The organism is Micromonospora sp. NPDC085948 (assembly GCF_040686315.1).
In the GTDB taxonomy this organism is placed as follows: Bacteria; Actinomycetota; Actinomycetes; order Mycobacteriales; family Micromonosporaceae; genus Micromonospora.
Genome location: NZ_JBFBJW010000023.1, coordinates 53322 through 67530, shown reverse-complemented (window position 1 = coordinate 67530; position 14209 = coordinate 53322). Strand labels below are relative to the sequence as shown.

At 69.9% G+C, this 14209-nt stretch carries 14 protein-coding genes and 1 pseudogene; 4 read left to right on the top strand and 11 right to left on the bottom strand.

Going from position 1 to position 14209, the window contains the following annotated elements; all coding sequences use genetic code 11:
• Positions 1–572, bottom strand: a 572-nt coding sequence (locus tag AB0O48_RS33830) for a DUF808 family protein (RefSeq protein ID WP_365069982.1), incomplete at its 3' end; no start/stop codon positions are given.
• 678 nt (positions 573–1250) lie between these two features.
• Positions 1251–1700 (bottom strand): MerR family transcriptional regulator, encoded by a 450-nt coding sequence (locus AB0O48_RS33825; RefSeq protein WP_365069979.1) that lies wholly within the window; start codon positions 1698–1700, stop codon positions 1251–1253.
• Between AB0O48_RS33825 and AB0O48_RS33820 the strand changes: the two genes are divergently transcribed.
• A complete protein-coding gene (locus tag AB0O48_RS33820) occupies positions 1699–2469 on the top strand; it encodes a methyltransferase domain-containing protein (protein WP_365069976.1) in 771 nt (256 codons plus the stop codon). The two genes, AB0O48_RS33825 and AB0O48_RS33820, sit on opposite strands and share 2 nt — an antisense overlap.
• A 637-nt stretch (positions 2470–3106) precedes the next feature.
• Here AB0O48_RS33820 and AB0O48_RS33815 read toward each other — a convergent pair.
• Together AB0O48_RS33815 and AB0O48_RS33810 are read right to left on the bottom strand one after the other, a co-directional pair.
• Complete coding sequence (locus AB0O48_RS33815; RefSeq protein WP_365069973.1) at positions 3107–4630, bottom strand: DHA2 family efflux MFS transporter permease subunit; 1524 nt, start codon at positions 4628–4630, stop codon at positions 3107–3109.
• A gap of 91 nt (positions 4631–4721) precedes the next feature.
• Complete coding sequence (locus AB0O48_RS33810; RefSeq protein ID WP_365069971.1) at positions 4722–5642, bottom strand: cation diffusion facilitator family transporter; 921 nt, start codon at positions 5640–5642, stop codon at positions 4722–4724.
• 155 nt (positions 5643–5797) lie between these two features.
• Here AB0O48_RS33810 and AB0O48_RS33805 point away from each other — a divergent pair, with 155 nt between their 5' ends.
• Together AB0O48_RS33805 and AB0O48_RS33800 are read left to right on the top strand one after the other, a co-directional pair.
• A complete protein-coding gene (locus AB0O48_RS33805; protein WP_365069969.1) occupies positions 5798–6142 on the top strand; it encodes a metalloregulator ArsR/SmtB family transcription factor in 345 nt (114 codons plus the stop codon).
• Positions 6142–6855: a cation transporter gene (locus AB0O48_RS33800; RefSeq protein WP_365069967.1), complete on the top strand. Its 714-nt coding sequence runs from the start codon at positions 6142–6144 to the stop codon at positions 6853–6855. The genes AB0O48_RS33805 and AB0O48_RS33800 overlap by 1 nt, the downstream gene beginning before the upstream one ends.
• Positions 6856–6917: 62 nt before the next feature.
• Here the strand turns inward: AB0O48_RS33800 and AB0O48_RS33795 are convergent, their stop codons facing one another.
• Positions 6918–7556: a vitamin K epoxide reductase family protein gene (locus tag AB0O48_RS33795; RefSeq protein ID WP_365069965.1), complete on the bottom strand. Its 639-nt coding sequence runs from the start codon at positions 7554–7556 to the stop codon at positions 6918–6920.
• Positions 7553–8215, bottom strand: a complete 663-nt coding sequence (locus AB0O48_RS33790; RefSeq protein ID WP_365069963.1) for a thioredoxin domain-containing protein — start codon at positions 8213–8215, stop codon at positions 7553–7555. Before AB0O48_RS33790 ends, AB0O48_RS33795 begins: the two co-directional genes overlap by 4 nt.
• A gap of 278 nt (positions 8216–8493) precedes the next feature.
• On the opposite strand from AB0O48_RS33790, the gene AB0O48_RS33785 reads away from it, so the two are divergent.
• The gene (locus tag AB0O48_RS33785; RefSeq protein ID WP_365069962.1) at positions 8494–9297 is read left to right on the top strand and encodes a cytochrome c biogenesis CcdA family protein; all 804 of its coding nucleotides are present in this window, start codon (positions 8494–8496) and stop codon (positions 9295–9297) included.
• 253 nt (positions 9298–9550) lie between these two features.
• Here the strand turns inward: AB0O48_RS33785 and lnt are convergent.
• The 5 genes and pseudogenes from lnt to AB0O48_RS33760 all read right to left on the bottom strand — a co-directional run.
• A pseudogene (lnt, locus tag AB0O48_RS33780) lies at positions 9551–11053 on the bottom strand (apolipoprotein N-acyltransferase); the annotation flags it as partial.
• Between the two features lie 157 nt (positions 11054–11210).
• Positions 11211–11891 carry a DUF305 domain-containing protein gene (locus AB0O48_RS33775; protein WP_365069960.1) on the bottom strand — a complete coding sequence of 227 codons (681 nt, stop codon included), beginning with the start codon at positions 11889–11891 and terminating at the stop codon, positions 11211–11213.
• On the bottom strand, positions 11888–12568 hold the full coding sequence (locus AB0O48_RS33770) for a DUF3105 domain-containing protein (RefSeq protein WP_365069958.1): 681 nt from the start codon (positions 12566–12568) through the stop codon (positions 11888–11890). The genes AB0O48_RS33775 and AB0O48_RS33770 overlap by 4 nt, the downstream gene beginning before the upstream one ends.
• 359 nt (positions 12569–12927) lie before the next feature.
• The gene (locus AB0O48_RS33765) at positions 12928–13314 is read right to left on the bottom strand and encodes a hypothetical protein (protein ID WP_365069957.1); all 387 of its coding nucleotides are present in this window, start codon (positions 13312–13314) and stop codon (positions 12928–12930) included.
• Positions 13315–13423: 109 nt separating this feature from the next.
• Positions 13424–14131, bottom strand: coding sequence for a DUF1775 domain-containing protein (locus tag AB0O48_RS33760; protein ID WP_365069955.1), 708 nt, complete (start codon positions 14129–14131; stop codon positions 13424–13426).
• Between the last annotated feature and the right edge of the window lie 78 nt (positions 14132–14209).

Below are 14209 nucleotides of genomic sequence, written 5' to 3'. Positions count from 1 at the left end.
TTTACGATCAGGGCCACCACGCCGTACACCAGGACGGTTATGACGACGGCGACGACAGCCAGGATCGCCAGGCGGGACCAGAACGCCTCATCGATGACCTCGTTAAGAGTGATGACCATGATCTCCGCCGAGAGGATCAGGTCGGTTCGTACCGCCCCGGACACCAGTGCCGTCTCGTCCTGCACCTCTTCCTCGCCCGCGCCGTGGGCATCGTGATGGGCGATCTTGGCCCACACCTTCTCCGCGCCCTCATAACAGAGGTAGGCGCCGCCGAGCATGAGGATCGGAGTGAGCAGCCAGGGCACGAACTGACTGAGCAGCAGCACCACCGGCAGGATGATGAAGAACTTGTTGCGCAGCGACCCCAACGCAATGCGCTTGATAATCGGCAACTCGCGCTCGGCCGCCAGGCTCCGCACGTACTGCGGCGTGACGGCAGCATCGTCGACGACGACGCCCGCAGCCTTGGCGCCGGCCTTCGCGGCGCCCGCCCCGATGTCATCGATCGACGCGGCAGCGGCGCGAGCCAGCACCGCCACGTCATCCAGCAGGGCTACGAGTCCACCGGCCAAGGGACGGTCCTTCCAGGGTTGCACAGAGTCCGAACTGGCCCATTCTCGCTCAGGTCCCTGCGCTCGGCACGCCACCGCCCAGTCGTATCTCGGGCCGGAGGCCGGGTGAGAGCTCGAGGTGACCGGCTACCGCCGTGCCGGTGGCGTAGAAGGCGCAGCCCGGCACCTGAGGTCGTGGCGGTGGCCGCCGGGATCGCCAGCCTCACGGGCGGCGGGCGGGTCCCGGCGGCGACGGCCGGATCGGGCCGAGGGGGTAGCGGCCGGCCAAGGGCTCGTCACTGCCGCACCGGTCCCCCACCGGCCGATCCCCGAAAGGCGTACGGCGAGAGCAAAGCCAGCCACGGTCGGAGGGGGTGGCGGGGTGAAGTCGGAGATGGCGAAGGCCGGAGAAGAACGGCGTAGGCGGTGTCGTGCCAGCGCAAACACCGGTACCGGTTGTCGGGCTGCGATGCGGGCGCGAGGGCCGGTCAGCCATCCCGGCAGCGCCCTCGACGCGATGGCGGTCGGCCCGGAGGTTCACTGTGACTTCGGACGATCTTGGTGGGCGGGTTGATCGAGAGCTGCGGCGAGGCGCCAGCGAGCAGCCGTACCAGCCGGGCCCGACGCTCGATCAGTGGAGGTTCGAGCATCGACTCTCCTTCAGCATCCAACTGCACCAGCGCTACGGCTAGATGAGGCTCACACGGGCGGGGCGAGACCAATGCGTTCGGCCACCATCTCCTGGAAGTGCGGGCATCCGGTTATGTCGTCGTGCTCGCAGGCGAGTGCGCAGTCGATCAGTTCCAGCGATGCCTGGGCCTGCGCGATGCGCTTGGCCAGGTCGGCCCGGTGCCGCCGCAGAGTAGCTGTGCGCTGTGTTGGGTTTTGCGCGACGAACATCTGCCGGATGTCGTCCAGGGCGATCCCGGCCTCCTTTGCCCGCAGGATGACCGCGATCTGGTAGAGGTGGTCCGGGCCGTAGCGGCGACGGCCGGCCACCGCACGCGACGGTGATAACAGCCCTACGGACTCCCAGTGGCGCAACACATGCGGGGCGAGACCGAAGAGGCGAGCGGTCTCGCCGATGCTCATCGAGCCAGGATTGGCGGTTGACTTCACGTCGACATTAAGTAGCAGCGTGGTGCGCATGTCAACGAGCCCTGATTCCGCCCGGCAGACCGACATCGCATCGATGATCCGGCTGCTCGATGTCGCCGACGCGCCGCCCGGCGCCGCTGCGCTGCGTGCCCGCACCTTCGACTTGCTCGCACTGCCAACGGCCGCTGCCGTCGTTGACGTCGGATGCGGTACTGGCCGCGCGGTTGCCGAACTCGGCGAACGAGATGCGCGACCGATCGGTGTGGACTTCAGTGAAGACATGATCGCGTTGGCCCGGCGGCGCTGGCCCGAGCTCGACTTCCGCATCGGCGACGCGTGCGCGCTGCCGGTGCCGGACGCCGCTGTGGCCGGATACCGGGCGGACAAGGTCTTCCACAACTTGGCTGACCCGGGCCGGGCGCTCGCCGACGCGCGGCGCGTCCTTGCCCCAGGCGGCCGTATCGTCCTGGTTGGACAGGACTGGGATACCTTCGTCATTGACGCGGATGACCCGGCGCTGACCCGCACGATCGTGCATGCCCGCGCTGACATGGTCACGAACCCTCGGGTGGCTCGCCGTTACCGCAACCTGATGCTGGAGGTTGGCTTTGTCGATACCGCTGTTGAGGTGCACACCGGTGTGTTCACAGACGCGATGATGCTGCCGCTTCTCAGCGGGTTCGCCGACGCCGCGCGCGCGACCGGAGCGATCACCCGCGAGCAGCACGGGGCGTGGACTGCCGATCAGGCTCGACGAGCGCAAGAAGGCAGGCTGTTTCTCGCGATTCCGCTGTTCATCGCCTCAGCACGACGCCGCTGAGGCACGCATCAGCCATCCATGCGTGCCAGTCGATAGGCGATAGCCACCGAGCTTGGACGCGGTGTGCACCGGCTGCGGCGCAAGCGGTTCAACCACGTCAAGCTGTACCGACCGGGCCCCGGGCGCGGTCCTGGCCTGGGCACAGCTGGCGGCGGCGATGATGGGCCGCGGGATCCGCCTAAGACCTCATCGCCGAGCTTTACGACCAGATGATCAAGTACGCGACGGCGATCCGGACCGGGACCGTAGGTCGTCGGCCAGCGAGGGTATGGCAGCGCTCTCACCAGAGGGCACGGCGCAGAAGCGCACGAGGGCATTAGAGGCGATCCGTGCCCGGATTGGCGCCATCAGCCGCCGTCCCGGACCTCGTTCAGCGCTGCGCCTGCAACGTATTGTCGGCCCGCCTCTCGCCTCGTGCTTCCAGGAGGCCCTGCTGAACTAGGCGTGCCACGTCGCGCGTCGCGGTCCGGTCCTCGACCTCGGCGAGCTAGATGTAGAGGGGGCGGCGGACTCGGTAGCCCAGGACCGCCTTGTGAGTGGACCTGTGACCGTCTCGGGGAGGGAAAGGGGCATGTGGTCACCGAAGCTGTAGGTCTGCTGGGGACCGTGGCAGTTGCCAGGCTAACCCCGCTGACATCTACCTGGTCACCAGATCGAGGGAGTTATTGGTCGGGCGCTCGCTTGCTTGGGCAGGCATGAACAGCATTGCCGCGACGGCACCGAGCGCGGTGACGGCCGCGGAGGCGAGGAGGACGTAGACCGTGGCGTCGACATAGGCGCGGTCCGCACTGTCAGCGAGCGCCGGGAGGCCCAGACGGTGCGCGACGGCCATCGCCCCGGCGATCGATTGTGTCGCGGCGTCGACGGTTGGCGCAGGTAGGCCGGTAGTGTCGATGCGGTCACGGTAGGTGGCAGACAGCAGGCCGCCCAGGAGTGCGACGCCGAGGGCTCCGCCGATTTGACGCATGGTCATGGTGATGGCGATACCGGCGCCGGAGCGTTCGGGTGGCATAACCGCGAGCACCGCGTCCATCGCCGGGGCGAGCGTGGCGCCGATGCCGAGACCGACAATCGCGTACCAGGTCGCGATGAACCCGTAACTGCTGGCGGTGGTGGTCAGGGCGCCGATGAGCAGTCCGGCGGTGGTGACGACGAGCCCGACGACGATCGGCGCGCGGTGACCTATGCGGGCGACGAGGCGGGTGGCGATGCCGGCGCCGGCGACGAGGCCGACGATGAGTGGCAGCAGTCGCAGCCCGCTGTCGAGGGCGTCGAAGCCCAGGACGAACTGGAGGTGCTGGGGTGCGACGAACAGCAGTCCGAACAGGGCGAAGCTAGCGAGGGTGGCGTTAATGGAGCCCCACCGGAATTGTCGATTGCGAAACAGCCGTAGGTCGATCATGGGCTGCCGGTGGTGCAGCTCCCACCAGGTGAATCCGGTGATCAGCATCGCGGCGGCGATCAGCGCGGCGATGACGGTGGGCGCGGTCCAGCCCCGCTCGGGAGCTTCGATGACGGCGTAGACGAACGCGACCAACCCGGCGGTGGACAGGACGGCGCCGGCCGGGTCTAGGCGCGGTGGGTTGGGGTCGCGGGACTCAGGCAGGAACACGGCGACGGTGATGGCGGCGAGGGCGACGATGGGCAGGTTGATCAGGAAGATGGTGCCCCACCAGAAGTGCTCGAGGAGGTAGCCGCCGATGATGGGGCCCAGCGGTATGCCGACGCCCATGCCGGAGACGAGCACGGATACCGCGCGGGCGCGGTCGGCGCCGGTGAACAGGGCGGTGAGGGAGGCGAGGGTGGTCGGCATGATGAGCGCGGCGCCGACGCCGAGTCCGGCGCGGGCCCCGATGACCTGGGTGGTGGTGTCGGCCCAGGCGGCGGCGACGGATGCGGCGGCGAAGACGGCCAGGCCGAGGAGCAGGCCGCGGCGGCGGCCGTAGCGGTCGGCGAGCGCGCCGAAGGGCAGCAGCAGGCCGGCGAAGAGCAGCACGTAGGCGTTGACCATCCATTGCAGTGCGCTGGTGTTGGCGTTCAGGTCGGTGGCGATGGTCGGTAGGGCGACGTTGAGGATGGTGATGTCGAAGCCGATGGCGACGACGGCGACGGTCAGTCCGGCCAGGGCCCATCGGTGTCGCGGCCCGGTTGTCGCGGTCATGGGTGGCTGCCTCTCGTTCAGGGGTGGTTGAGGGCGTGCGGGATCTGCCGGCCGCTGCTCGGGCGGCCGGCGGTGCGGTGGCGCGATGGGGTTAGGGGTGGGTGGGGTGTTCGTGCTCGGCGTGGCTGGCCGGTTCGAGTTGGAACGTGGAGTGTTCAACGTCGAAGTGCCCGGCCAGGCAGGTTTGCAGGGCGTCGAGCAGTTGTGGGGCGTGGCCGTCGTGGAAGCAGGAGTCGTCGACCACGACGTGCGCGGTGAGGACGGGCAGTCCTGAGGTGACCGTGTGCACGTGCAGGTCGTGCACGCTCAGGACGTGGTCGACGTCGGTGATGTGCTGGCGGATCTGTTCGAGGTCGGCCTCGGCGGGGGCGGCTTCGAGCAGGACGTTGACCGCCTCGCGCAGCAGGCGCAGCGCCCGTGGGGCGATGACGAGGCCGATGAGCAGGGACACCATCGCGTCGGCGCGGGTGAAGCCGGTCAGCGCGATGACCGCGGCGGCGGCGAGGACACCGACGGAGGTGGCGGTGTCGGTGGCGACCTCGAGGAACGCGCCGCGCATGTTGAGGCTCGCGGCGCGGGCTCGGTAGAGCAACGCCACTCCGACGAGGTTGCCGACCAGGCCGATCGCGGCGAAGACGGCCATCCCGGCGGGTTGCACGTCGACCGGTTCGAACAGACGCCGGACACCCTCGACGAAGACGTAGACGCCCATCCCCGCCAGGATCAGACCGTTGACGGCGGCGGCGAGGATCTCCGCCCGCGCCCAACCGAAGGTGCGTCGCCCGGTCGCCGGGCGGGCGGCGAGCATGGCGGCGCCGAGAGCGAGGGCGACTCCGCCGGCGTCAGCGAGGACGTGCCCGGCGTCGGCGAGCAGCGCGAGGCTGCCGGTGATGACCGCGCCGACGACTTCGACAGCGAAGATCACCACCGATACCAGGAGCACGCCGGCCAGGGCTCGACGGTGCTGCCCGGTCGCCGTCACCTGATGGCGGTGGCCGTGGTCGTGCCCCATCAGTGAACCTCCTGCAGCGTGTTCGCGGTGCCGCCAGCGCCGCACCCGTCGATCATCCCAAGAATCATGCTCACATGCGCATACTAAAATGAGTCGATCGGGCCTCGTCAAGACTCGCGAGCAAACAGTTCAGCATTCTGTTTATTCACTCACTGATGTATGGTCGTGGGGTGGAGACGCTCACGCATGGGCAGGTCCTTGCCCGCTTCGGTCACGCCCTGTCCGACCCGGTCCGCGCCCGGCTCCTGCTCGCGCTGCGCGACGGGCCCGGCTATCCGGCCGAGCTCGCCGACCTGCTGGGCACCAGCCGGCAGAACCTGTCCAACCACCTGGCGTGCCTGCGCGGCTGCGGCCTCGTCGTCGCCGTACCCGAAGGCCGCCGCAGCCGCTACGAACTGGCCGACGCCCGCCTCGCGCACGCCCTCGGGGATCTGCTCGGCCTGGTTTTGGCCGTCGATCCGGCCGCCTGCCCGGCCGCTGAATCCGCAGGGTGCTGCTGATGGGCGCACCTCTGCCGGTGGTGGCGCTCGGCCCGTCACCGGCGCGCCGGTCGACCCTGATCCGGCGGGTGCGTCTGTTCGTCGCCGCGACGATCACCTACAACGTGATCGAGGCGGTCATCGCCATCAGCGCCGGGACGATGGCGTCCTCGACCGCGTTGATCGGGTTCGGGCTCGACTCCGTCATCGAGGTGGCGTCGGCCGCCGCTGTCGCCTGGCAGTTCTCCGGCCCCGACCACGAACGCCGCGAGCGCGCCGCGCTGCGGATCATCGCGCTGTCGTTCTTCGCTCTGGCCGCCTACGTGTCCGTCGAGTCGGTGCGCGCGCTCGTCGGCGCCGACCGCGCGGAGCACTCCACGATCGGCCTGATCCTGGCAGCGGTGTCTTTGGCGGTGATGCCGGTCCTGTCGGCCGCGCAACGGCGTGCGGGACGCGAACTCGGGTCGGCGTCGGCCGTCGCGGACTCCAAGCAGACCCTGTTGTGCACGTACCTCTCGGCGGTGCTGCTGGTCGGGTTGGCGGTCAACTCGCTGTTCGGCTGGTGGTGGGCCGACCCCGCCGCTGCTTTGATCATCGCCGCGGTAGCGGTGAAGGAAGGCCGCGAAGCCTGGCGCGGCGACGCCTGCTGCGCCCCCGGCGCCGCCCTGCGCTCCCCCGCCACCGGCGACGCCGGCGAATGCACCGACGGGTGCTGCACCACCGACAACCGGTGACTGGGCCTGCGGCGGCGGTCGGTTTCTCGGCCGCCGCCGCAGGGATGCACGGCAGCGGACGGCTAGATGAGGGTGATCCAGTATTCCCAGAAGCGGTTGAGGATCGCGATCAGGATGATCGCGTACCAGCCGGTGAGGATGAGGCTGTGGTACGTGCCAGCCGCAGCGGCGATCCGCCGTACGGGCCCGGGGAGCGCACCGCCGTGATGAAGCAGGGTGCGCAGGGTGACGTACAGGAAGATCGGGATGGTGACGGCCCAGACGAGCATGCAGTACGGGCACAGGGCGCCGATGACGTAAAGGCTCTGGTAGATCAGCCAGTGCACGAAGACGACACCGAACGTCGCACCGGCTTGCAGTCCCAGCCAGAACCAGGTGGGCAGTCGCGCGCCGGTCAGCAGCACGACGCCGATCGTGGCGACCACGGCGAACCCCGCGATGCCGATCAACGGGTTGGGGATCCCGAACGCCTCGGCCTGCGGTGTGACCATGACCGAACCGCAGGACAGGACGGGGTTGATGCTGCAGCTCGGCACGTAGTCGGGGTCGGCGAGCAGGTTGATCTTCTCGACGATGAGGATCACGGCGGCGAGCAACCCGACAACGCCACCGACCGCGCAGATCCAGGCGGTGGTCCGGGCCAGGAAACCGTGCTCAGGTGTAGCCCGTTCGGTGTGCTGGTCGACGGTGGCGGCGCTCATTTGGCCAGCACGCCGTCGATGGCGGCGACGAGGTCGTCTTGCCCGCGCAGATCGGTCAGTTGCCGGCCGTTGAGAAAGAACGTCGGGGTGCCCTGCACACCGGCGGCCGTGCCGTCGGCCTTGTCCTTCGCGACCCGCGTCGCAGTGGCCGGGTCGTCGAGATCGCGTTCGAAGCGCGGCATGTCCAGGCCGAGGGTGCGGGCGTAGCCCAGGAACACCTCCGTCTGGGGCTGCTCCTTATGACCCCAACTGGTCTGGTTCTCGAACAGCTGGGCGTACATGTCGGCGAAGCGTCCCTGGTTCGCGGCGGCCTGAGCGGTGCGGGCGGCCAGCTCGGCGTTCGGGTGACTCGGGATCGGGAAGTACCTGACCACGACGGTGATGCGACCCTGATAGGTCGCCAGAACCTGCTTGACCGCCGGGTACGCCGCGGCGCAGGACTCGCACTCGAAGTCGAGGAACTCCACCAGCGTCACCTTGCCGTCCGCCGCGGTGGACAGCCGATGGCTGTCCTCACGCACCAGCACCGTCGACTCGATCAGGCCAGGATCACTGGTCGCAGCAGGAGGCTGGTCGGGCCGGCTGACGGCCAGCAGACCACCGACCACGAGCACCACCACCGCGATCAACGCCAAGGTCAAGCGAGTGTTCCTCGTCATTTTCCCGTCCTCGTCCACGGTGGATCGCCGGTCAGCCCGCTCGACAAATAAGTGGCGGCGTGCGGTCCGGACGATACAGAAACGGCTGTACCGACTTGCTGTCAGATTCCTGAGAACGGCACGCGCCGCTCCCCGGTGGGGCGACCCGATACTACGGCGGGTAGTAGCGGCGTGAGAGGATCGGTCGGGTCTCATCGAGCAGGACATAAGGGAGGTCGGCATGCCAGTTCTGGTCAAAGCGGCCGTCATGGCGAGCACGACTGCCGGAGCCTGTTGACGTGGGCGAACAGTTCGCGTCCATCGCCGCGTCCGGGCCTCTCCTGGCCGCGATGGCCGTCGCGGCAGCGGCAGGCCTGGTGAGTTTCCTGTCCCCGTGTGTCCTGCCCCTGGTACCGGGCTACCTGTCCTACGTCACCGGTTTGGCTGGCGCCGATCTGGACGCCGCCGCCCAACCCGCCCCGCACCCGGCGGCCGGCGCTGTTGCCGTGGCGACGCGGCGGCGCGCCCGTGGTCGGGTCGTGGTCGGCACGCTCGGGTTCATCGCCGGATTCGCCGTCGTGTTCGTCACCGTCGCCGTGGCGTTCAACGCCGCCGGCCGAGCCCTGGTGACCAACGCCCGCACCATCGAGATCGCCGCCGGGGCACTCACCGTGCTACTCGGCGCCGGGTACCTCGGGGCGTTCCCGCTGCTGCAACGGCAGGTCCGCGCCACCCGACTGCCCTCGGCCGGATTGGCAAGCGCACCTGTGCTCGGCGCGACGTTCGGCCTGTCCTGGACGCCGTGTGTGTCCCCCACCCTCGGAGCGATGCTCGGCCTCGCCGCGGTGGAGTCCACCGCGACCCGGGCCACCGTTCTCGCGTTGGCCTACTGCACCGGTCTGGGTCTGCCGTTCCTGCTCGTCGGGCTCGGTCTACGCCGCGCGCTGACCCTTACCCGCTTCGTACGCCGTCACCACCGGTGGGTCACCCGCGTCGGTGGGGCGCTGCTCGTCGCGATCGGGCTCGCGCTGCTCACCGGAGCATGGGGTGATTTGATGATCTGGCTGCGGAGCACGGTCGGGCCAGGGCAGATCGGCATCTGACCCGGCACCTGCGCGACGTGCCGCCGTGAGATCCGCGCTGTTGGCGGTGACGGGAGCCGACCGCCGTGGCGAGGGCCATGATGTTCGATCCGGGGTGTCGGTCCTGCCTCATCTCGTCCGGGGTCGTCGGCCCGGCCCCTGGCGGGTGGTGCCGCGCTCGAGCCGTCGATGGCCATCCCGACCGGCCACCCCAGGGGGAATTCCGTGATCGCGTCGATCCTGATCCGCGTCGGCCGGCCCGGCGGTCGTAGTACGCGGCCATGGCCAGGACGATCAGCGCCCCGCAGGCCATGATTGCCTCCGGTGCGGGGCCGAGTCGGGTGGCCAGGGTCCGGGCGGAGGCAAGGCGCACCTCGCGGACCAGCACCGCCGAGGTGTTCATCGCCGTGGCATCGACCGCGGTGCCGTCGGGCTCGACGAACGCGGAGATGCCGACGGTGGAGGCCATCAGCGCCGGACGGGCGTGTTCGACCGCCCGCAGGCGGACCATCGCCAGCTGCTGACTGGCCTGCGCATAGTTGAAGGTGGCGTTGTTCGTCTGCACGGCCAGCAGCTGCGCGCCTCGACTCACGCCGTCGCGCACGAGAGCGTCGTAGGCGACCTCGAAACAGATGACGTCACCGACCGGGATACCACCGATGATCAGCGGTCCCGGGTCGCTGCCCGCGACGAAGTCGGCCCGCACCCGATCCACCAGCGGGGTGACCCGACGTACCAGGCTCCGCATCGGCACGTATTCGGCGAACGGAACCGGGTGGCGCTTGACGTAGGTGTCGGTCGGACCGTCGGCGACAGTCCACACCAGCCCCGCGTTGCGGACCGTGCCGGGGCGCGGGCCCTGCAGGACCGCCCCGACGAGGATAGGGGCGTCGATCGCCCGCGCCGCTTCGGTGATGCGGGTCGCCGCGTCGGCGTTCATCAGGGGGTCGATATCGGAGGCGTTCTCCGGCCACACCACCAGGTCCGGCCGCGGGCTGCGGCCAGAGCGCACATCATCGGCAAGATCCAGGGTGGCGTTGACGTGGTTGTCCAGCACGGCACGGCGTTGCGCGTTGAAGTCCAACCCCATCCGGGGAACATTGCCCTGCACCACCGCGACAACCACCGATCGTCCGTCGACGACCGGTGTCGGCACCACGCCACCGAGCAGCATCACCGCGCTCGCGGCGCCGACCAGGACCGCGGCGCCGCCTCCAGCACCGCGGCCCGACCAGCGCGACGTGACGGTCAGCCGCCACAGGACCATCGCCGCCAGTCCGCCCGCGACCGCCACGACGAACGTGACAAGCGGTGCCCCGCCGAGCGCGGCCCAGCGCAGCGTCGGCGCGTCGGCCTGGCTGAACGCCAGACGTCCCCACGGGAATCCCCCGAAAGGGATCCGCGAGCGAAGGGCCTCCTGCACCGTCCACAGCAGACCCGTTACCAGCGGCCACGCCCACGGTTGCCGGTCGACGAGCGTACTGGTGTATGCGGCGGCGCACCCCAGCGCGGCCAGGAACAGCGCCTGCAGTCCGGCCAGTAGCAGCCAGGGCCACCAGCCGATCTGCAGTCCGGTGAAACTCAGCAACGGCACGAAGAACGTCATGCCGGTCGCGGCGCCCAGCCCCGCGGCCGCCGCCGTACGTTGCTGGCGCACCGACACGGCCAGCAGCGCCACGCCCAGCGGCGCGGCCCACCAGTGCCCGTACGGCGGAAAAGCGATCCACAGGGTGAGCCCCGCGACGAGCGCTGCCGCCAGCGCGACCGGCCCGGACAAGCGCGGACCGGTCGAGCGGTCCGCGTCGAGGCGGCACCAACGCCGGCGCTGACTGGTCCGCTCAGGTAACGAGGTCGTGCCGGTCGCCTGTTCTTCCGAGGCGGAGATGCGGGGCCGGGCGGATCCCGCTGGCGCGACGACAGGGCTGGGGGGCACGTCAGTCGGTGGGCGCACCGGTGGGGGCGCTGGCGTGCAGCCGGTCGCGCAGCGTCTCCAGGACGGTGATCTCGGCCTGCTGGCCGGCACGCATCCGGGTGGCGAGGTCGCGCACCTCCGGACGGGGGTCGGCGGACAGGATCGCGTCGACCATCGTGATCCCGCCCCGGTGGTGGCGGACCATCAGATCAGCAAACCTGATGTTCAGGTTCGCACCGATGCTCTCACGCAGCTGGCTGATCTCGGTCTTGCTGGCCAGGCCCGGCATCGTGCCCGCCGCGGGGGCCGGCTGCCCGTCCCCGTGGTCCATGCCGGCCATGTCACGCATCCAGGTCATCGCCGGTTGGCTGCCGGTCGGTGGCAGACCCCACTGGGTCAGCCAAGTCCGCATGATGCCGATCTGCGCCTGCTGGGTCAGGGCGATGTCCATGGCGAGGGTGGCGACTTCGGGATCGTCGGTTCGGGCGTGCACGATCATCGCCATTTCCACGGCCTGGGCGTGGTGGGTCGCCATGTCTCGGGCGAAGCCGGCGTCGGCGGACGCCTCACCCGGTGTTCGTACGGCCGGGACGAGCAGCCCCACCGCCAGTCCCAGGGCGAACACGACAAGAGCGGCTCCGGCGAGCGGCCACCACCGCCGTGGTGAAACCCGGGGCGACGAGGGCGTCTCAGGGTTGCTCATCGCTGCTCCTGCTGGCCCTGCTGGGGCAGCTCACGGGGCGTCGTGCCGGTGGCAGTGACCCCACCGGAGCAGGGCGCGCCCTGCTCCGGTCCGGCGTTGAGTCGGGCGCCCTTGATGAACTCATCGATCTGCTTGTCGTCGGCAGAGGCGACGGCGAGGCGGTAACCCCACACCTGCAGCGAGATCGGCGCGTCGAGCGCCTCGTGGGGGCTGAGCATCATGTAGTCGACGCCACGGACCCGCTCGGCCAAGCGCTGCACCTGCTCGACGGGAAGGTCGGGCCGGTAGGTGACCCACACCGCGCCATGTTCCATGCTGTGGGTCGCGTGCTCGGCGGCGATCGGCGCGTCGTAGACGTCGCCGGTGCAGTTCTGCCAGGCGGTGTTGTGGCTGCCGCCGACCGAGGGAGTCACCTCGTAGGTCAGCGGACCGCTCTTGTGTTCGCTGGTCAACCATGCCGGCTTCTGCGAAGCGTAGTCCGTCACACCGGACAGGGCAGTCACGCGGTCCGCCCACGGCCGGGTGCCCCGCCAGGTGCTGACCGCAGCGTAGCCGATGATGGACACGACCAGGACACTCACCGCCGCCACGACGGCGATCGCCCCCCAGGGCCGGGCAGGGCGGACCGGAAGAACCTTGGCGGGGCGGGTGCGGGCTGAAGACTTCGAGCGTTTCATCGCGATGTCTCTCCAAGAATGTGGTGGGTACGAAGGGGCGGTAGCCGGGGGTGTGAGAGGTCGTCGGGTGGGCGGCGTCACGGCCGGACCCGCTGGTAGGAAGCCGGGCTTACCGGACCGCGATGGTCGGCTGCTGGGAATCCGCTGTGGCCGGACACGAGCGACCCGTCCTGGAGGCGACAGTGTCGCGGCCGCGGGGCCCGGACATCCGCGCAAGGCGGAGCCGGGTTGCGGGTGTGCGACGACCACTGACGCGGCGTTTGGGCGTGCGGATCGGTGCGCGGTTGCGCGGCGCGCCGGCGTGCCGAGGGGACGGGCTGAGCCGTCCGAACGCGGGCGTGTCGCCGGTGTCGAGCGGTCTACGTCCGCCAGAGGGCGAGTTGCGCCAGGCGAGGACGCAGGTGGGTGCCCGCCTGGGTGGTGCCGACCCGGGAAACGGGGGTCGGGGTGAGGCCGAGGGCCACCGGCGTGACCGACGGTATGACCGCGCCTGTTACCGGCGCGGTGCTCGACGACAGTGCTGGGCACGCCTGCTCGCCGTGACCGCGGCGCTCCTCGGGGCAGTCGCGGGCGTCGTGCGCGAGCATCGCATTGTCGGCCGTCACGGACGGCGTGTGGCCCGAGGCAGCGGTCGTGTCAGTGCTGGGATGGGCGAGGACAAGCGCGACGAGGACGACCACGAGCAGGCAGAGCCGCCGGCTGTGCTGGGCGGCTCGCCGGGTCGTCGGTGACTCCCACCGTGTCATCGTGGGAGATCCTATCCGCCGTATTGGAGGGCGCTGCGGTCGATGCCGATCACGGCGGGCCCGTCGACGACCTCGACGACGCCTGGGAGCTGGTGCGAGGGTGCGCCTGTCACAGCTGGCGGCGGCGCTGCCGTAGATAGAGCGCGCCGCCCACGGCGGCGAGGACTGCCAGCACGGCTCCCACACCAATCCAGAGCCCACCGTTGCCCGAGGCCGGCTCGTCGCTGGCCGAGGGGAAGGCGGTGACGGCGGCGTCGGTGGCAGGGGCGTCGGTGGCGGCGCTGCTGGGCGCCGCGCTCGGGGTGGTAGGGGCCGCCGCGTTGGCCGCTGGCGCTGCGGCGGCGAGCTTGACGGTGGGCGCGGGGTTGGCGGGTTCCGGATTCGCCGCGCTGGGAACCTCGATCCACCGGTCGACGCGCCCGTCGCTGTAGGTCTGCAGGATCTTGAACGACACCTGCGGCGCGTTCGGTAGCTGCCGCACCCGCACCTGGTGCTCGGCGTCCTCACCGACGGGCACGGCCGTGCCCCCGACGGTGTAGCTGTCGGCCGCCTTGCTGCTCAGCTTCCATCCCTTGGGGCCTTTGAGCAGGGTGACGTCCTGGGCGGTGATCCCTTCGGGCAGGAACACCTGCACCGAGGTGACACCGGCACTGTCGGACTCGGCCTCGGCGTTGACCGTCACGACGGCGTTATTCGCGCCGGCTCGGGCCGGACTGACCTTGACGCCGGTGTGTGCCCGTGCCGGAGTGCCGATCACCACCGCGGACGCGGCGCCGACGAGCATCGTGACTGCGAGAGAGAAGTACCGCCGCCTCATGACTGTCCTCATCCTTCGGTTGTTCGGGTTGCTCTTCAGCTGGTTTCTAAGTGCCGTTCGCGGGAAGGCGCCTGCGCG

Coding starts and splice junctions, on each gene's coding strand:
- AB0O48_RS33820 (WP_365069976.1), top strand. CDS start 1,699: ATGTCAACGAGCCCTGATTCCGCCCGGCAGACCGACATCGCATCGATG.
- AB0O48_RS33825 (WP_365069979.1), bottom strand. CDS start 1,700: ATGCGCACCACGCTGCTACTTAATGTCGACGTGAAGTCAACCGCCAAT.
- AB0O48_RS33815 (WP_365069973.1), bottom strand. CDS start 4,630: ATGACCGCGACAACCGGGCCGCGACACCGATGGGCCCTGGCCGGACTG.
- AB0O48_RS33810 (WP_365069971.1), bottom strand. CDS start 5,642: ATGGGGCACGACCACGGCCACCGCCATCAGGTGACGGCGACCGGGCAG.
- AB0O48_RS33805 (WP_365069969.1), top strand. CDS start 5,798: ATGTATGGTCGTGGGGTGGAGACGCTCACGCATGGGCAGGTCCTTGCC.
- AB0O48_RS33800 (WP_365069967.1), top strand. CDS start 6,142: ATGGGCGCACCTCTGCCGGTGGTGGCGCTCGGCCCGTCACCGGCGCGC.
- AB0O48_RS33795 (WP_365069965.1), bottom strand. CDS start 7,556: ATGAGCGCCGCCACCGTCGACCAGCACACCGAACGGGCTACACCTGAG.
- AB0O48_RS33790 (WP_365069963.1), bottom strand. CDS start 8,215: ATGACGAGGAACACTCGCTTGACCTTGGCGTTGATCGCGGTGGTGGTG.
- AB0O48_RS33775 (WP_365069960.1), bottom strand. CDS start 11,891: ATGAGCAACCCTGAGACGCCCTCGTCGCCCCGGGTTTCACCACGGCGG.
- AB0O48_RS33770 (WP_365069958.1), bottom strand. CDS start 12,568: ATGAAACGCTCGAAGTCTTCAGCCCGCACCCGCCCCGCCAAGGTTCTT.
- AB0O48_RS33765 (WP_365069957.1), bottom strand. CDS start 13,314: ATGACACGGTGGGAGTCACCGACGACCCGGCGAGCCGCCCAGCACAGC.
- AB0O48_RS33760 (WP_365069955.1), bottom strand. CDS start 14,131: ATGAGGCGGCGGTACTTCTCTCTCGCAGTCACGATGCTCGTCGGCGCC.